Genomic DNA, 24,340 nt, shown 5'->3' on the forward strand with positions numbered 1-24,340 from the left:
TGCGCCGGAAATGAAACGGCGCCAAGGACTGCGCACCCCAGAAACGACAACGCCCACTAACATGAGTGGGCGTTGCGTGAACGAATTCTTGGTGGCCCGGGGCGGAATCGAACCACCGACACAAGGATTTTCAATCCTCTGCTCTACCGACTGAGCTACCAGGCCAAGGTGGCGAATTATAGCAGACCAAAACGGGAATGCAAGAGCAGGCTGTGACTTTTCCCGGATTTCCTGCATGGTTATCGAATTCCTTGCTTGAGGATCAAATATGATTTGATATAAACGGTATTTTTCTCAACAAAGGATGGGCGCATAGTGTGGTCATCATTAATGACTTGAGATGACTACCGCATGAACGCCGCCACCCATCACACCGCCATCCCCGCCATCGGCCTGGGCACCTTCCGCCTGCAGGGCCAGGTCGTCATCGATTCCGTCACCACGGGCCTGGACGTCGGCTACCGGCATATCGATACGGCGCAAATCTACGGCAATGAGGCCGAAGTGGGCCAGGCGATCGCCGCCAGCCGCGTCAAGCGGGAAGACCTGTTCCTCACCACCAAGATATGGATCGAGAACCTGCGACGCGACAAACTCATTCCCAGCCTGAAGGACAGCCTGCACAAGCTGCAGATCGAGCAGCTGGACCTGACCCTGATCCACTGGCCGTCGCCGCAGGACGCCATTCCCGTGGCCGAGTACATGGCGGCGCTGCTTGACGCCAAGGCGCAGGGGCTGACCAGGGCCATCGGCGTATCGAATTTCACGAACGCGCAGCTGCAGCAAGCGATCGATACGGTGGGCGCGGCAGAAATCGCCACGCAGCAGATCGAGATCCACCCCTTCCTGCAAAACCGCACCGTCATCGATTTCGCGTGCAGCCAGGGCATCCACATCACGGCCTACATGCCGCTCGCGTATGGCAAGGTGGTCGCCGATCCGGTCATCATGTCGATTGCGGCCAGACACGGCGTGACGCCGGCACAGGTGGCCCTGAGCTGGTCGCTGCAGCAGGGCTTTGCCGTGATCCCATCGTCGACCAAGCGTGCCAACCTGGAAGCGAACCTGCATTTCCAGCGCATCACCCTGTCGCCGGACGAGATGGTGCAGATGGCGACCCTGGAACGGGGCGAACGCCTGGCCAACCCGGAAGGCCTGGCGCCGCAGTGGGACTGAGGTGACGACCATGACTGCGATGAACAGGCTGGGGCAGGGCGGTTTCAGTATTGGCCTGGAACTGCCGCTCGATAATGACTGGTCCTCCGTGGGACGCCAGGCGAATGCGGCGTCGCACCGCATGCCGGGGGAGCCTGACATGAAGCAGCATGCGGATCTGGCGCAGCTGGCCGACCGCCTGGGTTTCCGCGCGCTGTGGCTGCGCGACGTGCCCCTGTACGACCCGTCATTCGGCGACGCGGCCCAGGTCTTCGAGGTATTTACGTATCTGGGCTACCTGGCCGGCATCACCAAGAACATCTTGCTGGGCACGGCCGCCGTGGTGCTGCCGCTGCGCGAGCCCGTATTGACCTTGAAGGCGGCCGCCAGCGTCGACCAGTTGAGCGGCGGACGCCTGTTATTGGGCGTGGCCAGCGGCGACCGGCCCGTCGAATATCCCGTGTTTGGCCGCGACTTCGATCAGCGTGGTGCTGCCTTCCGCGAGCAGGTCGCCATGCTGCGCGACTGGGGCGTAACGTCCCTGCCACCGGGCATCCGCCTGCTGCCCAAGCCGGGTGCACCGTTGCCGCTGCTGGTGGCGGGACTGGCGCAACAGGCGCCCGCGTGGATCGGCGCGCAGATGGATGGCTGGCTCGCCTATCCGGGCACGCCGGAAGACCATGCGCGGCGTGCGGCGCAATGGCGCGCCGTGGCCGGTGACGACAAGCCCTACGTCAGCTTCATCCACCTTGACCTGGACGAAGATCCCGCCATGCCGCTGCAGCGTTTCCGCTTTGGCGGGCGCACAGGGCGCGATGGCCTGATCGCCGAGCTGCACGCGATGCGCGAGGCCGGCGTACGGCACATTGGCTTGCAACTGCGGCAGAACCGCCGCCCGCTGGCCGAGACGCTGCAGGAGATCGCGGAATATGTGCTGCCGCATTTTCACGCAGAAGGAGAGCGTTCATCTGTCTGAGCGCTTGTGTCCCGCATGATGTTGCCGGATAATCAAGTCCTCAACGCCGCTTGTGAACCCGAAGTTCATGCGCGGCGATTTTTCATGGCGGAACCGGCGGGAGTAGCGATTGAACGTAGTACAGAGGGTGAAATGGCAACTGGCGATCGTGTCTGTGCTCGTCCTGCATATGGCTGTCGCGCAGGCGGGCGAGGGTAACGTCGTCGCGCTGGCGCGGCTGTGGAGTGAAGCGCGTGCCACGCATCCAGCCCTGGCCGATGGCGCCATCGACTGGGACCGCGCGCTGGTCGACGCGCTGCCACAACTGCAGGGAGACGATAGCGAGGCTAGCCTGCGCGCCGCCGCCACCACGCTGATGGCGCCGTTGCATGACGGTGCGTTGCGAATTGGCGTGCCAAGCCAGGCCTTCGTGCGCTGGCCTGCCGATGGCGCCGTGCTGGAATGGCTGCCCGGCGATACGGCGCTGTTGCATCTGCACCCAGGCATGCGGATTGACACCACGCCGTTCGTGCTGCCGGCGCGTGCCAAGCAGGTGATCCTGGATGTGCGTCCGATTGCCGACGTTCCTCCCTCACCGTCGCCAGTCATGCTGCATGCCGTGTTGGCCCAGTTAATTGGCCAGGCACTGCTGCCGCCAGCGGGACGCTACCGTTTTTCAACGGGGCCACGGCCGCAAGACCCGCAGGACTGGGAAGGTATCGCGCCCGGTTTCATGCAGATGGAAACGCAGCGCCTACTGCCATCGGCCGGAGCGCGCGCACTACCCATGGTGGCGATCGTGAACGACACGCAGCCCGTGCCAGGCGCCTTGCTGACGTTGCAGCATGCGGGGCGCGCACGCATCGTGGCCGAGGAAGGGGCGTGGCGCAGTCGGGCCGGCCCGCTGCAAACGCTGTGGCTGGCCGAAGGCTTGCCGGTGGAGTTTTCCGCAGGCCAGCTGGTCTGGCCAGACGGCAGCGTGGCGCTCTGGCATGCCGACCGCACCTTGCCCGAGGACCGCGCCACTGGGCCAGGCAGTGCGCCTGTTGCTGCGGCGCTGGCGCTGCTGGCGCACCCGGCCCGCACAGTGTCGCCTGTGGCGCAAGCGGCCATCTACCCCGTGCGGCAGGATGATGCCGTGTATCGCGACATGCGTTTTCCACAGCGCGAGTGGCGCATGCTGGCGGCGATCAAGCTGTGGGCGACCATGGATAAGTACTTTCCCGCCCGCCGTCTGATGGACACTTCCTGGGAAGAGGCCCTGCGGGTCTGCCTGCGGCGCATGGAGGAGGTACGGGACGCCCGAGAATATGGCCTGGCGCTGCAGGCGATGGCGGTGCATCTTGATGACAGTCATGTGGGTACGGCCAGCCGGGCGCTGGGCTGGAACGAGCGTACGCATGGACTCGGCATGCAGCTTGCGCGCATCGACGGGCATGTCGTGGTTGCCGGCGTGACCGACCTGTCGCTGGAGCGCACCGGCCTGCTGCATGCGGGTGATGAGATCATCAGTATCGATGGCGAAGACGTGGCCGTGCGCCTTGCGCGCTTGCGTACCATGACTGCCGCCTCGACAGAGGCGGGCCGTTGGCGCAAGGCCATGTATGAGATGCTGATTGTCCCGGCCGGGAGCAAGGTGCAACTGCTGCTCTCCGGCGGCGATGGGGTGCGGCGCAGCGTGACACTGGCGCCAACGCTGCTGGGCGATGCGCTGCCCTTGCGTCACGCCTTGCCTGCCGTGCGGGTGGAGCAGGGTACCGCCTATGTCGACCTGGATCGATTGCTGCCCGAAGAAGTTGACGCCATGTTTGACACCATCCGGGACAGCCGCGCGCTGATTCTCGACATGCGAGGCTATCCGCATGCGACAGGCCGTGCCATTGCCAGACGCCTGAATGTCAATCACGCCACTTTCTTTTCCACTTCATACCAACAACTGGCGATGCCACGTGAAGCGGGCCATGACGCGCAGCTGGCCTATGTTGACCGTCTCTTTCCCGCGCCAGGGCCGCTGTACCGGGGCAAGGTCGTCATGTTGATCAACGAACAAACGCAAAGCGCGGCGGAACACCTGGCGTTGATGCTGGAGGCGGCCACACCCGTCACCTTCATCGGTACGTCCAGCGCAGGCGCAAATGGCGACTTGCGCGAGGTAGTGCTTCCTGGGAATGTTCATGTCTGGTACTCAGGGCTGGAGGTGCGCCACGCGGATGGGCGCCAGCTGCAAAGAGTGGGCGTGCAGCCCCATATCACGGTCGCGTCCACCGTGGCCGGTTTGCGCGCCGGGCGCGACGAAGTGCTAGAGCGCGCGCAGGCATTTCTGCGCCAAGATCAAGAATAGTTCAAATCTTTGGCTTTCCCCTGTTTTCGCTGGCGGGCGCGCATGCTGAAACGGTGACGGCAAACGCTATAATGGCCGCATGAACAGTCCAAATTCCCCTACCATGCGGCGCTTCATGCACAGCCACAGCGACGTTTGCATCGTCGGCAATGGCGCCATCGCGAAAACCACGGCGCTGGCGTTTGCCCAGGCAGGACAAAGCGTCACCCTGTTATCCCCGGTGAGCCCTCCGGCACCCACTGTCAAGCCGGTCGAAGCCAGCTGGGATGTGCGCGTGTATGCGCTCAATCACACGGCGCACCAGCTGCTGTCGTCGCTGAAGGTCTGGGGCGCGCTGCAGGCCGACAGGGTGGCGCCCGTCGACGCCATGCTGGTCAACGGCGACGGCGCGCAGGCGGGTGGACTCGGTTTCGATGCCTACGGCGCCCATGTGGGCACGTTGGCGTGGATCATCGAAGACCGTAACCTGGGCCAGGCCCTGGATGCGGCCCTGAAATTCGCACCGAACGTCAACGTGGTGCAGGGCCGCGCCAGTCGCCTGGAATGGACGAATGACTCGGCCATCGTGCACCTCGATGGCGGCGACACCATCACCTGCGCGCTGGTGGTGGGCGCGGACGGCGCCCAGTCCTGGGTGCGCGGCCAGTGCGATATCGGCCTCGATTACCGTTCCTACGGCCAGCGCGGCGTGGTCAGCAACTTCGCCTGCGAAAAGCCGCATCATGGTGCGGCCCACCAGTGGTTCACGGGCAGAGAAGGCATCGTCGCGCTGCTGCCGCTGCCGGGCGACCGCGTTTCGCTGGTCTGGTCGGCGCCCGATACGCTGGCCGACACCTTGATGTCTGAATCGGCCGATGCCCTGGCCGAGCGCCTGGCCGCATATTGCCACGACAAACTGGGAAAACTGACGCCGTTGCAGCCGGAGCTGGTACGCGCGTTTCCGCTGACCCTGATGCGCCCGCACGCCATGGTGGCGCCGCGCGTGGCCCTGGTGGGCGACGCTGCCCACGTGGTGCACCCGATGGCCGGTCACGGCATGAATCTGGGCTTTGCCGACGTGGCGCAGCTGGTCAAGACGATCAGCGAACGCGAAGCGCACCGCGGCATCGGCGACGAGCGCGTGCTGGCCCGCTATGCGCGCGCGCGCAAGGAAGACGTGCTGCTGATGCAGCTGGCCACCGATGGCCTGGCGCGTTTATTTGGCGCCGATCTGGAACCGTTGCGCGTGGTTCGCAATTTGGGATTAAACTTGCTGGATAAATTACCGACCCTGAAGCGAAAAATGATTGCGCACGCATTGGGACATCAGTAAATATCAGCGAATCTTAAGATATCGCTGGATAATGGCAGGTGTGAAAATTCAAGGTCGCCGCAGCTGGTCTGCGGCGATCGTTTTGTCAAAGAGATAACGATGCCGGGCCAGGGGCTAGTTCCGCCAGGCGTTTCAAGTGGAGAAGTGATAGTGATAAAAATGAGCAGAATCGCATTGGTGCTGGCCTCGGGCCTGATGATGTCGTGCGCCGGCGCGGAAACGCCAACGGAAGCGAGCATCAAAAAGCTGATCGAGCCGCGCCTGGGCGAAGGCGCCAAGGTTGATTCGGTCAAGGAGACCCCGTATGGCGGCCTGTACGAAGTGCGCACGGGTGGCGATATCCTGTACACGGACAAAGCTGCACAATACCTGTTCGTCGGCCACGTCTTTGATGCCAAGACGTCGCAAGACCTGACCAAGGTGCGCCTGGACGAAGTCAATCGCATCAAGTTCTCCGACCTGCCGCTCGATTCGGCCATGAAAACCGTCAAGGGCAATGGCAAGCGCGTGATCGCCGTGTTCGAAGATCCGAACTGCGGTTATTGCAAGCGCTTCCGCCAGAACGCGTTGAAGGAGATCGACAACGTCACTGTCTACACCTTCATGTACAACATCCTGTCGCCGGACTCCATCGTCAAGTCGCGCAATGTCTGGTGCGCACCGGACCGCAACAAGGCCTGGGATGACTGGATGTTGAACGGCAAGGCGCCGGCCACGGTGGCCGCCACTTGCGCTAACCCGCATGAAAAAATCCTGGCGCTGGGCCAGCAGTTGCGCGTCTCGGGCACGCCGGCCATCTTCTTTGCCGACGGCAGCCGCATTCCGGGCGCAGTCGATGCGAAAACGCTGGAACAGAAATTCTCGACCATTAAGTAATCCGGGCTGTCGCCAGGAAGGCTGGACGGCGCGCCCTCGCAAGGCGCGCTTTTTTTTGCACTTTTTTCCGCTGTCGTATCATCAAGTGTTGTTTGTAGACGCCATAACAATCCAAAAAAAGGGAAGCAGCAGATGATTACCTTGAATATCAACGGACACGACACGCAGGTCGACGCCGATCCTTCCACGCCCATCCTGTGGGCGTTGCGCGATAACCTGAACATGACGGGCACCAAATTCGGTTGCGGCGCTGCCCTGTGCGGCGCTTGCACGGTGCACCTCGATGGCCAGCCTATCCGCTCCTGCATCACGCCGATTTCCTCTGTCGGCGCGCAAAAGATCACCACCATTGAGGCGATGGAAAACGACCAGGTGGGCAAGGCGGTGCAGGCGGCATGGGTGCGCCACGACGTGCCGCAATGCGGCTACTGTCAAAGCGGCCAGGTGATGAGCGCCACGGCGCTGCTGCGCACCAACAAGGCGCCCAGCGATGCCGACATCGACGGCGCCATGAGCGGCAATATCTGCCGTTGCGGCACCTATCAACGGATCCGCGCAGCCATCAAGGACGCGGCCAAGACCTTGGCCTGAGGAGAACGACATGCGTATCGAATGGTTGAATCAGGAAGCATTGCAGCATGGCGGAGTGACCCTGGGCGCGGCGCTGGCATCGGCGCCGGCGGCGCTTGCCGATGGCGTCTCGCGGCGCGGTTTCATGAAGGCTGGCGCGGTGGCCGGCGGTGGTTTGATGCTGGGCTTTTTCCTGCCGGGCGCAGGCAAGTTGGCGATGGCAGCCGATAGCGCCCCCGCCAAGCCCGTGTATGCACCGAACGCCTTTTTGCACATCGCCCCCGATAACACGGTGACGGTGCAGGTGAACCGGCTGGAATTCGGCCAGGGCGTGCAAACGAGCTTGCCCATGCTGATCGCCGAGGAACTCGACGCCGACTGGAGCCTGGTGCATGGCGCCCTGGCGCCCGCCGGGGAGCAGTACAAGGATGCCGCTTACGGTATGCAGATGACGGGCGGCTCGGGCAGCATCGCCCATTCGTTCACGCAGTACCGCGAAATCGGCGCCAAGGCGCGCGCCATGCTGGTAGGCGCCGCCGCCGCGCAATGGAAAGTCAGTCCCGACCAGGTGCGCGCTGCCAAGGGCGTGCTGTACGGCCCCGGCGGACAAAAGGCGACGTATGGCGAACTTGCCGACGCTGCCATGCGCCAACCTGTACCGGCCAGCGTCAAGCTGAAGGACCCGCGCGACTTTGTCATCATCGGCAAACCCGTGAAACGCCTGGACGCCGCCGCCAAGTCCACGGGAAAACAGCAGTTCGGCATCGACTTCAAGCCGCCCGGTGCGAAAGTGGCCATGGTGGCGCGTCCGCCCGTGTTTGGCGCGAAAGTGGCTAAATTCGACGCCAGCAAGGCGAAAGCCATCAAGGGTGTATTGGATGTGCTGGAAGTGAAGACCGACCGTGGCGGCAGCGGCGTGGCCGTCATCGCCGACGGCTACTGGCCGGCCAAGCAGGGACGTGACGCGCTGGTGATCGAGTGGGATAGCAGCGCCGTGGAAAAGGTCAGCAGCGACCAGCAGCTGGCGGCCTTCAAGGCGCTGGCCAAAACGTCGGGCACGGTGGCGCGCGCATTCGATGTCTCCGCATTGTCCAAGGCGCCGAAACAAATCGAAGCCGTCTACGAATTCCCTTACCTGGCGCACGCGCCGATGGAGCCGCTCAATTGCGTCATCGACCTGCAGGCCGACAAATGCACGATGTGGGTCGGCTCGCAATTCCAGACGGGGGACCAGGCAGCGATTGCCGCCACGTCCGGCCTGAAACCCCAGCAGGTGACCCTGCATACGATGATGGCCGGCGGTGGCTTCGGCCGGCGCGCCGTGCCGTCGTCCGACTACGTGGTTGAAGCGGTCAATGTTGCCAAGGCGTACCGGGCTGCCGGCAAGAGCGGGCCGCTGAAACTGATGTGGAGCCGCGAGGATGACATCAAGGGCGGCTATTACCGGCCGTCGCATGTGCACCGCGCGCAGATTGGCCTCGACGCCAAGGGAAAGATACTCGCCTGGGACCATACCATCGTGGGTCAGTCCATCATGGCCGGCACGCCGTTCGAAGCCTTCATGGTGAAAAATGGCGTCGATGGCACCATGGTCGAAGGCATGGGCGAGCCGTACACCTTGCCGATGAAGCTGTCCGTGCACACGGCCAAAGCGAACGTGCCCGTGCTGTGGTGGCGCTCCGTCGGCTCGACGCATACGGCCTTTGTCATGGAAACCCTGATTGACGAAGCAGCGCATGTGGCAAAGATGGACCCTGTCGCCTATCGCAAGCAGCTGATCGACGCGAAGCACACGCGCCATATCGCCGCGCTGGACCTGGCCGTGGCCAAGTCCGGCTATGGCAGAAAGAAGCTGCCGAAAGGGCAGGCCTGGGGCGTGGCCATGCATGAATCGTTCAATTCCGTGGTCGCCTACGTGGTCACGGCGTCGGTGGTGGAAGGCGCGCCCAGGCTGCACCAGGTATGGGCGGGCGTGCATTGCAACCTGGCCGTCAATCCGCTGACGATCGAGGCGCAAGTGCAGGGCGCCGCGCTGATGGCGCTGGGCATGACCATTCCCGGCGCGGCCATCACGCTCAAGGATGGCGTGGTGGAGCAGCAGAACTTTGGCGACTACCCCGTGCCGCGCATGCCCGACATGCCGGTGATCGAGGTGCACCTGGTGCCATCGGGCGACGCGCCGACGGGCATGGGCGAGCCGGGCGTGCCGCCGCTGGCGCCCGCCTTCGCCAACGCGCTGTTCGCGCTGACGGGCAAACGCCTGCGCAAGCTGCCGTTTGATTTGGCGGCCGCATGACGGCAGCAGTTTTTTGAGTACGGTCGGCATCTTGCTGGCAGCCGGAAGGGGACGCAGGTTCGACCCTTCCGGCGTGCAGAACAAATTATTGCAACCTTTGACGGAAGGCCCGCATGCGGGCTTGCCGGTGGTGGTGGCGGCCGCAAAAGCCATGCTGGCGGCCTTGCCGCGCGTGCTGGCCGTGGTGCGTGCGGACGACACGCAGGTCGCGCGCGTGCTCGGCGCGTTGGGCTGCGAGGTGCGCGTCTGCCATGATGCCGACATGGGCATGGCCGCCTCGCTCACCTGCGCCATCGATTACGTGCGCGGCGCGCCGGGCTGGCTGATCGCCCTGGGCGACATGCCTGGTGTGGAACCGGCTACAATCGCCGCCTTGTCGCAAGCCATCGGCGATGGCGCGCGCATCGCTGTGCCCGTGTTCCAGGGCCGGCGCGGTAATCCTGTCGCGTTCAGTGCCTTTCACTTGCCGCTGCTGCTGGCGCTCGATGGCGACCAGGGCGCGCGCAGCATTGTCAACAGCCATGCCGTATGCGAAGTGACAGTGGACGACAGCGGCATCGTGCGCGATATTGATACACCTGACGATTTGTAAGGCGGGGCAGTGGCGCTCCCGGGAAGATAAGCCAGACACGAGGAAAACATGAAAAAAGCTCCAATTAAAAAAAGTATCGCCAAGGCGCCCGCCGCCGGCATCATCTACAGCATCGCCGCCTTTGATCTGGCCGGCCACATGTTCAAGGTCACCTTGACGGTCAAGTCGCCAGCCGCCATCGGCCAGGTCTTGTCCTTGCCGGCCTGGATCCCGGGCAGCTACATGATCCGTGAATTTTCGCGCAATATCGTCAGCATCCGCGCCGAGTCCGAGGGCAAGGCCGTGGCGCTGACCAAGTTGGACAAGCATTCGTGGCAAGCCTCCCCGTGCAAGGGCGCCTTGACGGTCGAATACGACGTCTACGCCTGGGATTTGTCCGTGCGCGCCGCGCACCTGGACCAGAATCACGGCTTCTTCAACGGCACCAGCGTGTTTCTGCGCGTGCTGGGCCAGGAATCCGATGCGCACGAGGTGCACATCGTGCAGCCGAAGGATGCCGCTTGCAAGACCTGGCGCGTGGCCACCACCCTGCCGGAACTCAAGGCGAAGCGCTATGGCTTCGGCAGCTACCAGGCTGCCAATTACGATGAGCTGATCGACCACCCGGTGGAGATGGGCGACTTCGCGCTGGCCACCTTCAAGGCGCATGGCGTGCCACACGATATCGTTGTCACGGGCAAGGTGCCAAACCTGGACCTGGCCCGCTTGTGCCGCGACCTGAAGGCCATCTGCGAAACGCAGATCGCCTTCTTCGAGCCGAAGACAAAAAAAGCGCCGATGGACCGCTATGTGTTCATGGCCATGGCCGTCGGCGACGGTTACGGTGGCCTCGAACACCGTGCCTCGACGGCGCTGATCTGCGCCCGCGCCGACTTGCCGACGACGGCGTCGGACAGCACGGAGATCGGCGACGGTTACCTGAAATTCCTGGGCCTGTGCAGCCATGAATACTTCCATACCTGGAACGTCAAGCGCATCAAGCCGGCCGCTTTTGCGCCGTACAACCTGCAGGCGGAAAGCTATTCGCCGCTGCTGTGGCTATTCGAAGGCTTCACCAGCTATTACGACGACCTGATGCTGGTGCGCGCCGGCCTGATCGACGAGGCAGCCTATTTCAAGCTGCTGGGCAAGACCGTCAACAGCGTGCTGCGCGGCAGCGGTCGCAGCAAGCAAAGCGTGGCCGATTCCAGCTTCGACGCCTGGGGCAAGTACTACCGCCAGGATGAAAACGCGCCGAACGCCATCGTCAGCTACTACACCAAGGGTTCGCTGATCGCGCTGGCCTTCGACCTGACGCTGCGCGCGAAGACGAATGGTGAAAAATCGCTGGACGACGTGATGCAGGCGCTGTGGCAGCGCTATGGCCGCGATTTCTACAAGGGCAAAGCGCGCGGCGTGACGCCGGCCGAAGTCGAAGCCCTGTTCGATGAAATTTCCGGCACGCGCATGAAGCCGTTCTTCGAGCGCTATATCCGCGGCACGGACGACGTGCCGCTGGCGCGCCTGCTGGCGCCGTTCGGCGTGAAGTACAGCGACCAGCGCAAGGCGGAAAAGCCCAGCCTGGACGTCAACCTGGGACGCGACGGCAACGATGCCAGGCTGGCGCAGGTACACCAGGGCGGCGCCGCCCATGTGGCAGGCCTGTCGGCGGGCGACGTGCTGGTGGCCATCGATGGCTTGCGCGTGACGGGCAACCCGGCCAACCTGGACACCTTGCTGGGCCGTTACGCCGTCGGCGCCAGGGTGGACATCCACGCCTTCCGCCGCGACGAGTTGATGACGTTTGCCACCGTATTGCAGGGTGACCGCGTGCCGGGTGTCAGCTTGAGCTTGCTGCCGGCGCCAAAGAAAGCCACGGGGCCGAAGCGCCCTAGCGCGGCGTGATGTTGAGTCTCATGCGTTAAGACAGAAAACCGGCCGTTATGGCCGGTTTTTCATTTCAAGATGCAACTTTTTAAATGCAACTAATCCACCAATATTGGCGCTGTGCCATCATATTTACCGCAAATGAACTAATTTTCCTTCAACTAAACTAAAATTGCCGAACTGTTTCTTTTAGATCGCGCCTGACGTGCAAACCCTCGATCCACGAACGATTATGTTGATGACGACCCTGATGTGCGGGGCGATGAGCATCGTCATGTTCTCGGTCTATCGCAGTTTTCGGCGCGAGGTGCATGGCCTGGGACATTGGGCGGCCGGTTTGCTGTTGCTGGTGTGCGCGTCCCTGCTGTTCGGTACACGCGAGGTGCTGCCGCCGGCATTGTCCATGATCGCGGCCAATGCGGCGCTGGTGGCCGGCATCGGCCTGTCGATGCTGGGCACGGAGAAATTCTATGGCCGGGCGACGAGTCGCCGCGCCTATCTGCTGATCCTTGCCCTGTCCATCGCCTGCAATAGTTGGTGGCTGCTGGTGCGCCCCGATTTCTCTGCGCGCGTGGCGGTCTTCTCCCTGCTGGTCTTCCTGTTTTATGCGCGGCAGGCGCAGTTGGTATGGCGCTACGGCGAGCGCCATTTTTCGAGTTTTTTCTTTGGTGTGCTGATGCTGCTGCAAGCTGTCGTGGTGCTGGTGCGCGGCGTGTCGGCGTTGCTGCATGGCGGCCCCAGCGTGAACCTGGCGGTGGCCGGCACGCCGGCCGGCATCTATCTCGCGGTCGCCAATTTCATGGCGCTATTGCTGACGGTGGGCTTCATGACGGTGGCGACGCGCCGCCTGCAGCAGATACTGGAGCGCCGCTCGACCCACGATCCGCTGACGCAGGTGTTGAACCGGCGCGGCTTTGGTGACGCCTATGCGCGAGAAATTGGCAATCTGCGCCGCCGTTTGCCGCTGACATTGCTCAGTATTGACCTCGATTACTTTAAATCGATCAATGACCGCTACGGTCACGCGGTGGGTGACCAGGTGCTGGCGCATGCGGCCACCATCATCGGCGGCGCCCTGCGCGAATCGGATTGCGTGGCGCGTTTCGGCGGCGAGGAGTTCGTCGTGCTGATGCCGGACATGCCTGCGCAAAGTGCGTTGGGCGTGGCCGAACGCATTCGCGCCTTGCTGCGCGAGTCCAGTCATGCGGGGCTGCCGTCGTGTACGGTCAGCATTGGTGTCGCTTGCCAGGCATCGGTGGTGGAGGGGCTGGATGAATTGCTGTCGCGCGCCGATGCTGCCCTGTACCTGGCCAAGGAGCGGGGACGCGACCGCATCGAAGTCGATGCCTGCGCGTTTACTGAGGACCGGACAAGGTCCGCAGCTGGAATCGGTACTGCTCGTTGAACAGGAAGGTTTCGGAAAAATCGAAGGTTCTGGCGTGGCGGTGCATCAGGTGTGCCGCTGGCGGAAAGAGTTCTTGCACGCGCCGCACGGCGGCCAGCGCCGCAGCAGATGCTTCGCTGTCGCGTGAACGGTGCACGCGCACGCTTTTCAGCTCGCCGTCGGGGCCAACGCTCAGGTCGAGCACGACGATGGCTGGCAACATGGGCGGCAGGCGCCCGCTGAATGTATATGCGCCGTTGGCTACCATGATCTGCTGTGCCACCAGCGCCTTGTAGGTGTCGATGTTGGCCGCGAGCTGTAGCGCGGCCGGTGTGCCAGGGGGCGTGCGCTCCACTGGCGAGGGCGCGCGGCCCACTGGCGGGGGCGCAGTCTGGCAAGCCGACAGCAGGACAGTGGCGGCAAGGATGGTGATCGCGTGTCTCATGCCTGCCAGCCTACCATGGTTTAGCTGAACAGGCGTTCCAGTTCCACGCCGGGGTCGGGCGCGCGCATGAACGCCTCGCCCACCAGGAAGCTGTGGATGTGCGCATCGCGCATGCGTTTCACGTCGGCCGTGCTGTGGATGCCCGATTCCGTGATGATCAATTTGTCTTGCGGGATGCGCGGCAAGAGATTAATCGTGGTGTCGAGCGAGGTCTCGAACGTGCGCAGGTTGCGGTTGTTGATGCCGATCAGCGCGCTCTTGAGCTTGAGTGCCGCGTCGAGTTCTTCGCCGTCGTGGCTTTCGATCAGCACTCCCATGCCCAGTTCGTGGGCGCACGCTTCCATTTCGGCCATCAGGCCATGGTCGAGCGCGGCGACGATCAGCAGGATGCAGTCGGCGCCCATGGCGCGCGCTTCATAGATCTGGTACATGTCGACCATGAAATCTTTGCGCAGCACGGGAATGGCGCAGGCGGCGCGCGCCTGCTGCAGGTAATCCACGCAGCCCTGGAAGAACTGCTCGTCCGTCAGCACGGACAGGCAAGCCGCGCCATGCGCTGCATAGCTGGCGGCGATATCAAACGGGCGGAAGTCGGCGCGGATCACGCCTTTCGATGGCGACGCCTTTTTTACTTCGGCGATGATGCCGGGTTTGCCGGCGGCGATATGCTGGCGCAGGCTTGCCTCGAAACCGCGCAGGCCGGCGCGCAGGGCGTTGTCGCTTTCCACGTCGTTGCGCAGGCTGGCCAGGCTGCGGTGGGCTTTGGCCTTCGCCACTTCATCGGCCTTCACGGCCAGGATTTTATCGAGTATGTCGGACATGATGGTCGCTATTCTATAAAGGAGGGCGGGAAGCTTACGCTTGCGCCGGGGTGCCCAGCTGCTGCGTCACCTGCACGAATTGTTCCAGTTTTGCCAGGGCGGCACCCGAGCTGACGGCGGTGCGCGCACGTGCCAGGCCGTCTTCGATCGAGCTGGCCACGCCAGCCGCATACAGCGCCGTGCCCGCGTTCAGGGCGACGATGTCCGCTGCCGCGCCGGGCTCGCCGCGCAGCGCTTCCATCATCTTCGCCTTTGACTCGATGGAGTCGGCCACTTTCAGGTTGCGGCTGGCGATCATCGACATGCCGAAATCTTCGGGATGGATTTCATACTCGCGGATTTCGCCGTTGACCAGTTCGCCGACCATGGTGGCTGCGCCCAAAGATACTTCATCCATATTGTCGCGGCCATACACGACGATGGCATGCTGGGCGCCCAGGCGCTGCAGCACGCGTACCTGGATGCCGACCAGGTCGGCGTGGAACACGCCCATTAAAATATTCGGCGCACCGGCCGGATTCGTCAGCGGGCCCAGGATATTGAAAATCGTGCGTACACCGAGTTCGCGGCGCACGGGCGCCGCATGCTTCATGGCCGCATGGTGGTTGGGCGCGTACATGAAACCGATGCCCGTCTGCGCGATCGACTGGGCGATCTGCTCGGGTTGCAGGTTGATGTTGACGCCCAGGGAGTCCAGCACGTCGGCGCTGCCCGACGATGACGAGACGCTGCGTCCGCCATGCTTGGCCACGCGCGCACCGGCTGCTGCCGCCACGAACATCGAGGCGGTGGAGATATTAAAAGTGTGCGCGCCGTCGCCGCCCGTGCCGACGATATCGAGCAGGTTGGTGGTGTCGGCCATGGGCACCTTGGTGGAAAACTCGCGCATCACTTGCGCGGCGGCGGCGATTTCGCCGATGGTTTCCTTTTTCACGCGCAAGCCCATGGTCAGCGCCGCGATCATGGTGGGCGACATTTCGCCGGACATGATCTGGCGGAACAGGTACAGCATTTCGTCGTGAAAGATTTCGCGGTGTTCGATGCAGCGCAGCAGGGCTTCTTGTGGGGTGATCGGCATGATGCTTCCTTCTTCAATGATGGCGCAGGAGGACACTGACGGCACGCCGTGGCGTGCGCATGGAATCAGCGCTCGAGGAAATTCTTCAGCAGGGCGTGGCCGTGCTCCGAGAGGATCGATTCGGGGTGGAACTGCACGCCCTCGATATCGTATTCCCGGTGGCGCACGCCCATGATTTCGCCGTCGTCCGTCCACGCCGTCACTTCCAGGCAGGAAGGCAGCGAGGCGCGTTCGATCGCCAAAGAGTGGTAGCGGATCACTGTGAAGGGGCTGGGTAGGTCCTTGAAGACGCCCACGCCCGTATGCGCGATGAGGGAAGTCTTGCCATGCATGACCTGCTTGGCGCGGATGACTTTGCCGCCAAACGCCTCGCCGATGGCCTGATGTCCCAGACAGACGCCCAGTATCGGTTTCTTGCCGGCGAAGTGCTTGAGCACTTCGACCGAAATGCCCGCCTGTGCCGGCGCTTTCGGGCCGGGCGAGATGCAGATGCGGTCCGGGTTCAGCGCTTCGATCTGTTCGATCGTGATTTCATCGTTGCGGTAGACCCGCACGTCTTCACCCAGTTCGCCGAAATACTGCACGATGTTGTAGGTGAAGGAGTCGTAGTTGTCGATCATCAGCAGCATCTTAAAACTCCCCATCCAGGCCATCTTGCACTTGTTCGGCGGCGCGCAGTACGGCGCGCGCCTTGTTTTCGGTCTCCTGCCATTCCATTTCGGGAATCGAGTCGGCCACGATGCCGGCCGCAGCCTGCACATACAACATGCCGTCCTTGATCACGCCCGTGCGGATGGCGATCGCCACATCCATTTCGCCGCCAAACGACAGGTAGCCGCAGGCGCCGCCATAGATACCGCGCTTGGTGATTTCCAGTTCGTCGATCACTTCCATGGCGCGCACTTTCGGCGCGCCCGTCAGGGTCCCTGCGGGGAAGGTGGCGCGCAGCACGTCCAGGTTCGACAAGCCGTCTTTCAGCGTGCCTTCCACGTTCGAGACAATGTGCTGCACATGCGAGTATTTTTCGATGACCATGCGGTCGGTGACGTGCACGCTGCCCGTTTCGGCGATGCGGCCGATGTCGTTGCGGGCCAGGTCGATCAGCATCACGTGCTCGGCGATTTCTTTCGGATCGGCCAGCAGCTCGGCGGACAGCTCGGCATCGCGTTCCGGGGTAGCGCCGCGCGGACGGGTGCCGGCGATTGGGCGCAAGGTGACTTTCTTGCCGCCGTCTGTCGTCGTCTCGTTGCGCACCAAAATCTCGGGCGAGGCGCCGATGATCTGCATGTCGCCAAAGTTATAGAAGTACATATAGGGCGACGGGTTCAGCGAACGCAGGGCGCGGTACAGGGTCAGAGGCGAATCGACATACGGTTTGCGGATGCGCTGGCCGATCTGCACTTGCATCAGGTCGCCGGCCATCACGTATTCATGCGCCTTGGCGACGGCCTTCAGATAGTCTTCCTTGGAAAAGTCGCGGATGGTTTCCGTGCGCACCGAGGCGCTGGTCACGGGCGCATCGACCCCGCGGCGCAGCATCATGCGCAAGTCCTTCAGGCGCTGGCGCGCTTTTGAGAACGACTCGGGCTGCGTGGTGTCGGCATACACGATCAGGTACAGCTTGCCGGACAGGTTGTCGATGACGGCCAGTTCTTCCGTCACCATCAACTGGATGTCGGGCAGGTTCAAGTCGTCTTTCGGCGCGCCGCCGGCCAGCTTTTTCTCGATGTGGCGCACGGTGTCGTAGCCGAAGTAGCCGGCCAGGCCGCCGCAGAAACGCGGCATGCCGGGGCGCAGGGCCACCTTGAAGCGCGACTGGAACTGTTCGATGAAGTCGAGTGGATTGCCTTCGTGCTCTTCGATCACGGCGCCGTTCTTGACGATTTCCGTGCGGTTGCCATGGCTGCGCAAGACGGTGTTGGCGGGCAAGCCGATGAAGGAATAGCGGCCGAAGCGTTCGCCGCCGACGACGGATTCGAGCAGGAAGGTGTTTTTGCCGCCTTGTTGGGTCTGCGCCAGTTTCAGGTACAGCGTGAGCGGGGTTTCCAGGTCGGCAAAAGCTTCCGCGATCAGTGGGATGCGGTTGTAGCCTTGCTGGGCCAGCGATTTGAATTCGAGTTCGGTCATGTGTCTCTCCATGCCGCCAGGGTACGCGTGTGCGTCGTGCTTACAAAGCACAGTCCCTGCGGTGGGTTATCAAAAAACCTGCCGGTGCGCGCGTGCAGCCGACAGCAATCTTACACGGCTCGGCCTTAGGCCTGCCAGGATTGCCAGCGTCGCCAAAGCCAGGCCTCAATCGAGCCGGTTTGGGTGACATTGTGTTTTTTGATGAGAAACGTGTTCACGATATGGTGTTGGGTATGGTCAGTATGCTGGTCTGTTGTGCATGCTAATAAAATCGGCCGCTTCAAGCAGCGTATTTACTATACCATCGGAATCGGTGTCGTGTATAGAGTGTCCGTGGTTGTAACCATACGGTACGGTCAAGACGGGGCAAGCCGCAGCCCGTGCCGCTTGCGCGTCATTCGAAGAGTCGCCGATGGCCACCACTTTGGCGGGCGGCAAGTCGAAGTCTGCACACACTTGCAGCAGTGGCATGGGGTGTGGTTTTTTCTTCGGCAGCGAATCGCCACCATAGACGATCTCGAAATACTGTGCCAGGTTTTTCTGCTTCAGCAGGGGCAGGGCGAAGGCGATCGGCTTGTTGGTGACGCAGGCCAGGCGCAAGCCCGCCGCCTTCATCGCCGCCAGCCCTGCTTCCACATCCGGGTAGAGGGTGCTGAACTGGCCATTGATGGCCAGGTAGTGGCGCTGGTAGGCCTCCATCGCCGTGTCAAAACGCTGTTCCACGCCGGCGGCATCGAAGTCGAGTGCCAGCACGGCGCGGATCAGGTTTTCCGAGCCCTTGCCCACCATCAGCTTGATGGCCTCGGCGCTGATGGGCGCCAGATCGAATTCGGCGCGCATGCCATTGATGGCGACATGAAAATCGGGCACGGTGTCGAGCATCGTGCCATCGAGGTCGATGATGGCGGCGCGCACGCCGGCCAGTACGTGGTCTTTCACCGTGCCCGGCTGCATCAGTTGCCCACCGTTTTGGCTAACTCGGCGCGCATGGCATCGATGACGGCCTTGTAGTCCGGCTTGCCGAAGATGGCAGAGCCGGCGACGAAGGTGTCGGCGCCGGCGGCAGCGGCGGCGGCGATGTTGTCGATCTTGATGCCGCCATCGACTTCCAGCATGATGTCACGTCCCGATTCATCGATCATGCGGCGCGCTTCGGCGATTTTTTTCAGCGCTTGCGGAATGAAGGACTGGCCGCCGAAGCCCGGGTTGACCGACATGATCAGGATGATGTCGATCTTGTCCATCACGTGTTCCAGATAGTGCAGCGGCGTGCCCGGGTTGAAAACCAGGCCCGATTTGCAGCCATTGTCGCGGATCAGCTGCAAGGAGCGGTCGACGTGATCCGACGCTTCCGGGTGAAAGGTGATGATGTTCGCGCCAGCCTTGGCGAAATCCGGGATAATGCGATCGACAGGCTTGACCATCAGATGCACATCGATGGGTACTTGCACGTGCGGGCGGATCGCTTCGCACACCAGCGGGCCGATGGTCAGGTTCGGCACATAATGGTTATCCATCACGTCGAAGTGGATGATGTCGGCGCCGGCGGTCACGACGTTGCGCACTTCCTCGCCCAGGCGGGCAAAGTCGGCGGACAGGATGCTGGGAGCGATACGGAATATTGTCATGGTGGCTAAGGGCTAAGAGTAGAAAATGCGAAGATGCGCTATTTTACGCTTGACGCCGTTACCATGCCTTACTGGAACGCAGAATACACGGCGCGCGGTGGCCAATGCAGCGCGCGCGACACACAACACGACTGGCAATGTCTGAATAGGAATGACGATGGCGACTTATGAATTTACGGTAACGGTCAAGACGCAATATCTGCCCGAGCAATCGGCACCGGACCAGGGGCGGCACGTGTTCAGCTATACGATTCGCGTCGTCAACACGGGCACGGCTGGCGCGCAACTGATTTCGCGCCACTGGGTCATCACGGATGCGAACAATAAGGTGGAAGAGGTGCGCGGCCTGGGCGCCGTCGGCCACCAGCCGCTGCTGCAGCCGGGCGAGCAGTTCGAATACACGAGCGGCACCATGCTGGGCACGCCGCAAGGCTCGATGCACGGCGAATACTTTTGCGTGGCCGAAGATGGCCATCAGTTCGAAGCGCCGATTCCCGAGTTCGTGCTGTCGGTGCCGCGTACCCTGCATTAACGAGAGGCCGGGGGCGTGCGCCCCTTATTTCAGTTTTTCGGTGCTGTCCTGTTCTTCACTGAGCTGCTTGCGCGCGGGTGGCGCGGGTTTTTTACCCGAATACATGGTCCACCAGACTATAAATGCCAGCAAGAAGAACGCCACCAGCGCCTCTATCATCAAGATCCACATACGCACCCCTATGTTATTTACCCGCAGCTTAGTATTTACCCGCCATCTCTTTACACGCGGTAGTCTACCCGTTTCAATCGGCGCCGTCGCGCTTGCGCTTTCCGCCTGTACCACGCCGCCGGTAGCGCCCGGCGCTGCTGGCGACAAGGCGCCAGCGATTGCCCCGACTGTCGTCAAGCCGGTGCCGGCCAAGCCGGCTGACGCCAAGGATGCCAAGGACACCATCGATGCAGCGGCGGCTCCCACCTTCGTGCCCGCCAAATTTTCCGCCTTGCCTGGCTGGGGTCGCGATGACATGCGCGCTGCCTGGCCAGCCTTCATGGCTTCATGCGGCGTGCTGGTCAAACGGCCGGACTGGAAGGAGTCGTGCACGATCGCGCGCCAGGTGAATGCCGACAGCGACAAGGCCATCCGCCTGTTCTTCGAAACTTTCTTTGTGCCCAATCAAGTCATCACCGTCGATGGCGCCAGTACCGGTTTGGTTACGGGCTACTACGAGCCGCTGTTGCATGGCGCGCGCAAGCGCGGCGGTCCATACCAGACGCCGCTGTACAAGGTGCCTGACGATCTCGTGTCCGTCGACTTGGCCAGCGTGTATCCGGAACTGAAAAACATGCGCTTGCGGGGCAAGCTGGTGGGCAAGAAGGTGATCCCGTACGCGACCCGCGCCGACATCGAGCGCGCCACGTCCGTCGCGGGCAAGGAATTACTGTGGGTGGATGACGAAGTCGAGGCGTTTTTCCTGCAAGTGCAGGGTTCCGGGCGCGTGCAGCTGACCGATACGCAGGAAACCGTGCGCGTGGCGTACGCAGACCAGAATGGCCACCCATACAAGTCGATCGGCCGCTACTTGGTCGACAAGGGCGAGCTGACCCTGAGCCAGGCGTCCGCGCAGGGCATCAAGGCGTGGATTGCCGGCCACCCTACGCGCAAGGATGAATTGTTCAATGCCAACCCGAGCTATGTCTTCTTCAAGGAAGAGCGCCTGCCCGATCCCAAAGTGGGGCCGAAGGGTGCGCTGGGCGTGCCGTTGACGCCGCAGCGCTCGGTGGCCATCGATTCGCGCTTCCTGCCGCTGGGTGCGCCCGTGTTCCTGTCCACCACGCAAGCCAATAGCGAGATTCCCATGCAGCGCCTGGTGATGGCGCAGGATACGGGCGGCGCCATTCGCGGCCCCATCCGGGTCGATTACTTCTTTGGTTTCGGTGCGGAAGCGGCGGAGAATGCGGGCCGCATGAAGCAGAACGGCGCCGTGTGGGTATTGCTGCCGAAGCAGGCGCCGGCGCGCTGAGTTTTTCGTGGCGCCGGGCGGGGATGCGCTAGCGCAAGGTTAGCGCAAGACCATGACTGGCAGCTGGGTATGCGCCAGTACTTTTTGCGTTTCGCTGCCCACGAACAGCTTGTTCAAGCCTTTGCGGCCATGCGAGGCCATCAGGATGATGTCGCAATGGTAGGTTTGCGCCGCATTGACGATTTCCTCGTGCGGGCTGGGCGAGACGGCGACCACGCCTTCGAAGGACACGCCGACGGCGCGCGCCGCTTCGCCGATCTTGTCGACGGCGCGTTGCGACGCTTCCTGCATTTGTTGCTCGTACAAACCAGCATCGAGCACGATGCCGCCATCGGCCATCGGCGAGAACGGGAACGGTTGCACCACGCTGAGGGCGACCAGCTTGGCCTTGTTCAATTGAGCGAAGGCGAGGGCCGTCTCGGCCGCTTTGTCGGACAGCGGCGAGCCGTCGGTGGGAAATAAGATGGTGTTAAACATGACGGGCTCCTAGAGTGATGTAAGACAGCTTATGGATTTACATCAATTAAAACCTTGATGTAAATCAAACCTCACAGGCTTTGGCATGAATAATGTCGCCAAGGCAATCTTTCAGCAGTGTATGCCCGTTCATCGCTTCAGGTGCGCACGCTACGCAGTGGCGTGCCCCACACCATGGCGACGGTCAACAAAATACTGCCTGCCGCGATACAGGCCAGGCCATTGCGCACGCCAAAGTGTTCCGCTACCCAGCCGGCGGCCAGCGCGCCCAGCGGCGCCGTCGCCACCGTCAGGAAGCGCATGGTCGAGGTCATGCGGCCCAGCATGGGGTCGGGTGTGACCTTCTGGCGCAAGCCCAGGTAGGGAATAAAGAACAGCATCACGCCGCAATCAAAAAAAAACATCAGCACGGCATAGGCCACGGCGCTGGCAGCCGGGCTGCCGAACAGGGCGGCGGGGATAGTGGGCGTCATGGCAAAGCATACGGAGGTGGACGCCAACCCGATGAGAATGGTGCGGCCGGCACCATAGCGGCGCGTCAGCGGTTTGACGATGAAAGCGCTGAGCAATACGCCGGCACCGCCCAGCATCTGTGTCATGCCCAGCACGCCAGGACTCATGCCCAGGTCGCGCGTGGCGAACAGCACCGTCAAGGCCATGCTGGCGTAAAACAGGAAGTGCCAGATGCCCGCGCCCCAGGCCAGCGCGCGCAGCAGCGGTTCACGCCAGACAAACAGCAAGCCGTCAGCGATGTCGCGCAGGGCGTGCTTGTCGGAGGGAGCCGGGCGTGGATCGCGCACGCTCATGGCGCGCAGATTGAAGACGGAAATCAGATAGCCGCAAGCCGTGCACAGGATGGCGACGGGCGCCGACAAGACCTGCACCAGCACGCCGGCCAGGCCGGGGCCGATCAGGCGCGAGGCCGATTCGGTGGTGGCAAATTTCGACTGTGCATCGATCAAGCCATCGCGGCCCACCAAAAAGGTCAGGAAAACTTGCTCGGCGCCGCCACCGACGACGAAGCCCGTGCCGATAATGAATCCCACTATATATAACCACGGCATCGACAGCACGCCGCACCAGTAGGCGACGGCGACACTGGCCAGCGCCAGGCCCGACATGCTTTCACTAAAGAGCATGATCGGGTGCTTGCTGCGGCGGTCCAGCAGTACGCCGACGGGCAAGCCGAAGAGGGCGAACGGCAGCGCCTGCAGGGCGACCAGCACGCCCATTTGTTCCGGCGTCGCATGTAATAACAATACCGCGCACAGGGGCAGGGCCAGCGAGGTGATCTGGGCGCCGAAGCAATTGAGGCCGTTGCTGAACCACAGGCGGCGAAAATTGACGCTGGCGGCGCTGCCGTCGCCGCGCAGGTGGCGGACGCAATACTGGAAGAAGGAAGAGAAAATACGCTGCTCGATAAAGGTGATCGGGCTCACAATAATAGCAGCGCACCTGCCGCACCGCTGCCGTTAGCCGCTACAATCGTCGCTACCGTTCATCGAGAGGAGACACTATGCAATACGAAGACCTGATCATCGACATCCAGGACAAAGTGGCGGTCATCCGCCTGAACCGCCCGAAGGCGCTCAACGCATTGAATGAGAATATGATGAATGAGCTGGGCGACGCCCTGCTGAAATTCGATGCGGACGAGAATATCGGCTGTATCGTGCTCACGGGCAGCGAAAAAGCGTTTGCCGCCGGTGCCGATATCGCCGCCATGGCCGATTACACCTACCCGGACACCTTCACCCAGGGTTACATCAGCCGCAATTGGGAGCATATCTTGCGCGTGCGCAAACCCGTAGTGGGCGCCGTAGCGGGTTACGCACTCGGTGGCGGCTGCGAACTGGCCATGATGTGCGATTTCCTGATCGCCGCCGACAGTGCCAAATTTGGCCAGCCGGAAATCAAGGTAGGTGTCACGCCAGGCGCGGGCGGCACGCAGCGCTTGCCGCGCGCCATCGGCAAGGCCAAGGCCATGGATCTGCTGTTGACGGCACGTACCATCGATGCCGCCGAGGCAGAACGCATCGGCCTGGTGTCCCGCGTGGTGCCGGCCGATAAATTACTGGAGGAAACGCTGGCTGCCGCCAAGACTATCGCCGCCATGCCGACCTCGGTTGCCATGATGATCAAGGATTGCGTCAACCGCGCCTTTGAAACCACCCTGACCGATGGCGTCGCCTACGAGCGCCGTTTGTTCCAGGCCGCCTTCGGCACGCCTGCTCAAAAGGAAGGCATGCACGCTTTCCTTGAAAAGCGCTTGCCAAACTTCGACGGTCTTTGATATGATTCGCCTCCCCGATGAGACGCACTAGTTTGCGGCACAAAAGGGACAGCCTTCAGAGGCTGGGTAGTAAAAAAGAAGGTTGACGAAATGCTGAAAAAGCTTCATACTCTTCCTTCTTCGCAGCTGA

The 24,340-nt window shown here is 62.4% G+C and carries 23 protein-coding genes and 1 tRNA gene; 13 read left to right on the forward strand and 11 right to left on the reverse strand.

Annotated elements, in window-relative coordinates; all coding sequences use genetic code 11:
• Positions 1–89 precede the first annotated feature (89 nt).
• Positions 90–165 (reverse strand) — tRNA-Phe (locus tag ACQ4W0_RS10190).
• Between the two features lie 186 nt (positions 166–351).
• Here ACQ4W0_RS10190 and dkgB point away from each other — a divergent pair.
• From dkgB to ACQ4W0_RS10240, 10 genes are all read left to right on the forward strand, one after another.
• Complete coding sequence (gene dkgB / locus ACQ4W0_RS10195) at positions 352–1,176, forward strand: 2,5-didehydrogluconate reductase DkgB (protein WP_436576616.1); 825 nt, start codon at positions 352–354, stop codon at positions 1,174–1,176.
• Positions 1,177–1,186: 10 nt separating this feature from the next.
• Positions 1,187–2,131, forward strand: a complete 945-nt coding sequence (locus ACQ4W0_RS10200; protein WP_436576617.1) for an LLM class oxidoreductase — start codon at positions 1,187–1,189, stop codon at positions 2,129–2,131.
• A 109-nt stretch (positions 2,132–2,240) separates the two neighbouring features.
• Positions 2,241–4,451 (forward strand): S41 family peptidase, encoded by a 2,211-nt coding sequence (locus tag ACQ4W0_RS10205; RefSeq protein WP_436576618.1) that lies wholly within the window; start codon positions 2,241–2,243, stop codon positions 4,449–4,451.
• 79 nt (positions 4,452–4,530) lie between these two features.
• On the forward strand, positions 4,531–5,763 hold the full coding sequence (locus ACQ4W0_RS10210; protein WP_436576619.1) for a UbiH/UbiF family hydroxylase: 1,233 nt from the start codon (positions 4,531–4,533) through the stop codon (positions 5,761–5,763).
• A gap of 159 nt (positions 5,764–5,922) precedes the next feature.
• Entirely contained in the window at positions 5,923–6,639 is a 717-nt protein-coding gene (locus tag ACQ4W0_RS10215) for a DsbC family protein (protein WP_436553855.1), read from the forward strand.
• 132 nt (positions 6,640–6,771) lie between these two features.
• On the forward strand, positions 6,772–7,230 hold the full coding sequence (locus ACQ4W0_RS10220) for a (2Fe-2S)-binding protein (RefSeq protein WP_086145594.1): 459 nt from the start codon (positions 6,772–6,774) through the stop codon (positions 7,228–7,230).
• Between the two features lie 10 nt (positions 7,231–7,240).
• Positions 7,241–9,505 carry a xanthine dehydrogenase family protein molybdopterin-binding subunit gene (locus ACQ4W0_RS10225; RefSeq protein WP_436576620.1) on the forward strand — a complete coding sequence of 755 codons (2,265 nt, stop codon included), beginning with the start codon at positions 7,241–7,243 and terminating at the stop codon, positions 9,503–9,505.
• A 13-nt stretch (positions 9,506–9,518) separates the two neighbouring features.
• The gene (locus ACQ4W0_RS10230) at positions 9,519–10,097 is read left to right on the forward strand and encodes a nucleotidyltransferase family protein (protein ID WP_436576621.1); all 579 of its coding nucleotides are present in this window, start codon (positions 9,519–9,521) and stop codon (positions 10,095–10,097) included.
• 48 nt (positions 10,098–10,145) lie between these two features.
• Entirely contained in the window at positions 10,146–11,981 is a 1,836-nt protein-coding gene (locus tag ACQ4W0_RS10235) for a M61 family metallopeptidase (protein ID WP_436576622.1), read from the forward strand.
• Between the two features lie 220 nt (positions 11,982–12,201).
• Positions 12,202–13,368: a GGDEF domain-containing protein gene (locus tag ACQ4W0_RS10240; protein ID WP_436576623.1), complete on the forward strand. Its 1,167-nt coding sequence runs from the start codon at positions 12,202–12,204 to the stop codon at positions 13,366–13,368.
• On the opposite strand, the gene ACQ4W0_RS10245 is transcribed toward ACQ4W0_RS10240, so the two are convergent.
• From ACQ4W0_RS10245 to rpe, 7 genes are all read right to left on the reverse strand, one after another.
• A complete protein-coding gene (locus ACQ4W0_RS10245; RefSeq protein WP_436576624.1) occupies positions 13,319–13,792 on the reverse strand; it encodes a hypothetical protein in 474 nt (157 codons plus the stop codon). The genes ACQ4W0_RS10240 and ACQ4W0_RS10245 overlap by 50 nt on opposite strands.
• Before the next feature lie 20 nt (positions 13,793–13,812).
• Complete coding sequence (trpC, locus tag ACQ4W0_RS10250) at positions 13,813–14,613, reverse strand: indole-3-glycerol phosphate synthase TrpC (protein WP_436576625.1); 801 nt, start codon at positions 14,611–14,613, stop codon at positions 13,813–13,815.
• A gap of 34 nt (positions 14,614–14,647) precedes the next feature.
• The gene (gene trpD / locus ACQ4W0_RS10255; protein ID WP_436576626.1) at positions 14,648–15,691 is read right to left on the reverse strand and encodes an anthranilate phosphoribosyltransferase; all 1,044 of its coding nucleotides are present in this window, start codon (positions 15,689–15,691) and stop codon (positions 14,648–14,650) included.
• Positions 15,692–15,756: 65 nt separating this feature from the next.
• Entirely contained in the window at positions 15,757–16,320 is a 564-nt protein-coding gene (locus ACQ4W0_RS10260) for an aminodeoxychorismate/anthranilate synthase component II (protein WP_102123341.1), read from the reverse strand.
• Position 16,321: 1 nt separating this feature from the next.
• Complete coding sequence (trpE, locus tag ACQ4W0_RS10265) at positions 16,322–17,818, reverse strand: anthranilate synthase component I (RefSeq protein ID WP_436576627.1); 1,497 nt, start codon at positions 17,816–17,818, stop codon at positions 16,322–16,324.
• Positions 17,819–18,055: 237 nt separating this feature from the next.
• A complete protein-coding gene (locus ACQ4W0_RS10270) occupies positions 18,056–18,772 on the reverse strand; it encodes a phosphoglycolate phosphatase (RefSeq protein ID WP_436576628.1) in 717 nt (238 codons plus the stop codon).
• Positions 18,772–19,446: a ribulose-phosphate 3-epimerase gene (gene rpe / locus ACQ4W0_RS10275; protein WP_436576629.1), complete on the reverse strand. Its 675-nt coding sequence runs from the start codon at positions 19,444–19,446 to the stop codon at positions 18,772–18,774. Before rpe ends, ACQ4W0_RS10270 begins: the two co-directional genes overlap by 1 nt.
• Before the next feature lie 157 nt (positions 19,447–19,603).
• Here rpe and apaG point away from each other — a divergent pair, with 157 nt between their 5' ends.
• The gene (gene apaG / locus ACQ4W0_RS10280) at positions 19,604–19,978 is read left to right on the forward strand and encodes a Co2+/Mg2+ efflux facilitator ApaG/CorD (RefSeq protein ID WP_034753698.1); all 375 of its coding nucleotides are present in this window, start codon (positions 19,604–19,606) and stop codon (positions 19,976–19,978) included.
• A gap of 24 nt (positions 19,979–20,002) precedes the next feature.
• Here apaG and ACQ4W0_RS10285 read toward each other — a convergent pair whose 3' ends face one another.
• On the reverse strand, positions 20,003–20,149 hold the full coding sequence (locus ACQ4W0_RS10285; RefSeq protein ID WP_170909598.1) for a hypothetical protein: 147 nt from the start codon (positions 20,147–20,149) through the stop codon (positions 20,003–20,005).
• A gap of 10 nt (positions 20,150–20,159) precedes the next feature.
• Between ACQ4W0_RS10285 and mltA the strand changes: the two genes are divergently transcribed.
• On the forward strand, positions 20,160–21,440 hold the full coding sequence (gene mltA / locus ACQ4W0_RS10290; protein WP_436576630.1) for a murein transglycosylase A: 1,281 nt from the start codon (positions 20,160–20,162) through the stop codon (positions 21,438–21,440).
• A 39-nt stretch (positions 21,441–21,479) separates the two neighbouring features.
• Here mltA and ACQ4W0_RS10295 read toward each other — a convergent pair whose 3' ends face one another.
• Positions 21,480–21,917 (reverse strand): universal stress protein, encoded by a 438-nt coding sequence (locus ACQ4W0_RS10295; protein WP_436576631.1) that lies wholly within the window; start codon positions 21,915–21,917, stop codon positions 21,480–21,482.
• Positions 21,918–22,054: 137 nt separating this feature from the next.
• Positions 22,055–23,356, reverse strand: a complete 1,302-nt coding sequence (locus ACQ4W0_RS10300; protein ID WP_436576632.1) for an MFS transporter — start codon at positions 23,354–23,356, stop codon at positions 22,055–22,057.
• Positions 23,357–23,433: 77 nt separating this feature from the next.
• Here ACQ4W0_RS10300 and ACQ4W0_RS10305 point away from each other — a divergent pair, with 77 nt between their 5' ends.
• A complete protein-coding gene (locus tag ACQ4W0_RS10305) occupies positions 23,434–24,210 on the forward strand; it encodes an enoyl-CoA hydratase (RefSeq protein ID WP_436576633.1) in 777 nt (258 codons plus the stop codon).
• The last annotated feature ends 130 nt before the right edge of the window (positions 24,211–24,340 follow it).

Origin of the sequence: Janthinobacterium breve (assembly GCF_051380895.1) — a bacterium.
Lineage (GTDB): Bacteria > Pseudomonadota > Gammaproteobacteria > Burkholderiales > Burkholderiaceae_D > Janthinobacterium.

What these genes read in the sequence shown, in the direction of transcription:
- dkgB (WP_436576616.1), top strand. Translation starts at nt 352, where the DNA reads ATGAACGCCGCCACCCATCACACCGCCATCCCCGCCATCGGCCTGGGC.
- ACQ4W0_RS10200 (WP_436576617.1), top strand. Translation starts at nt 1,187, where the DNA reads ATGACTGCGATGAACAGGCTGGGGCAGGGCGGTTTCAGTATTGGCCTG.
- ACQ4W0_RS10210 (WP_436576619.1), top strand. Translation starts at nt 4,531, where the DNA reads ATGAACAGTCCAAATTCCCCTACCATGCGGCGCTTCATGCACAGCCAC.
- ACQ4W0_RS10215 (WP_436553855.1), top strand. Translation starts at nt 5,923, where the DNA reads ATGAGCAGAATCGCATTGGTGCTGGCCTCGGGCCTGATGATGTCGTGC.
- ACQ4W0_RS10220 (WP_086145594.1), top strand. Translation starts at nt 6,772, where the DNA reads ATGATTACCTTGAATATCAACGGACACGACACGCAGGTCGACGCCGAT.
- ACQ4W0_RS10225 (WP_436576620.1), top strand. Translation starts at nt 7,241, where the DNA reads ATGCGTATCGAATGGTTGAATCAGGAAGCATTGCAGCATGGCGGAGTG.
- ACQ4W0_RS10235 (WP_436576622.1), top strand. Translation starts at nt 10,146, where the DNA reads ATGAAAAAAGCTCCAATTAAAAAAAGTATCGCCAAGGCGCCCGCCGCC.
- ACQ4W0_RS10240 (WP_436576623.1), top strand. Translation starts at nt 12,202, where the DNA reads ATGACGACCCTGATGTGCGGGGCGATGAGCATCGTCATGTTCTCGGTC.
- ACQ4W0_RS10245 (WP_436576624.1), bottom strand. Translation starts at nt 13,792, where the DNA reads ATGAGACACGCGATCACCATCCTTGCCGCCACTGTCCTGCTGTCGGCT.
- trpC (WP_436576625.1), bottom strand. Translation starts at nt 14,613, where the DNA reads ATGTCCGACATACTCGATAAAATCCTGGCCGTGAAGGCCGATGAAGTG.
- trpD (WP_436576626.1), bottom strand. Translation starts at nt 15,691, where the DNA reads ATGCCGATCACCCCACAAGAAGCCCTGCTGCGCTGCATCGAACACCGC.
- ACQ4W0_RS10260 (WP_102123341.1), bottom strand. Translation starts at nt 16,320, where the DNA reads ATGCTGCTGATGATCGACAACTACGACTCCTTCACCTACAACATCGTG.
- trpE (WP_436576627.1), bottom strand. Translation starts at nt 17,818, where the DNA reads ATGACCGAACTCGAATTCAAATCGCTGGCCCAGCAAGGCTACAACCGC.
- ACQ4W0_RS10270 (WP_436576628.1), bottom strand. Translation starts at nt 18,772, where the DNA reads ATGCAGCCGGGCACGGTGAAAGACCACGTACTGGCCGGCGTGCGCGCC.
- rpe (WP_436576629.1), bottom strand. Translation starts at nt 19,446, where the DNA reads ATGACAATATTCCGTATCGCTCCCAGCATCCTGTCCGCCGACTTTGCC.
- apaG (WP_034753698.1), top strand. Translation starts at nt 19,604, where the DNA reads ATGGCGACTTATGAATTTACGGTAACGGTCAAGACGCAATATCTGCCC.
- ACQ4W0_RS10285 (WP_170909598.1), bottom strand. Translation starts at nt 20,149, where the DNA reads ATGTGGATCTTGATGATAGAGGCGCTGGTGGCGTTCTTCTTGCTGGCA.
- mltA (WP_436576630.1), top strand. Translation starts at nt 20,160, where the DNA reads ATGTTATTTACCCGCAGCTTAGTATTTACCCGCCATCTCTTTACACGC.
- ACQ4W0_RS10295 (WP_436576631.1), bottom strand. Translation starts at nt 21,917, where the DNA reads ATGTTTAACACCATCTTATTTCCCACCGACGGCTCGCCGCTGTCCGAC.
- ACQ4W0_RS10305 (WP_436576633.1), top strand. Translation starts at nt 23,434, where the DNA reads ATGCAATACGAAGACCTGATCATCGACATCCAGGACAAAGTGGCGGTC.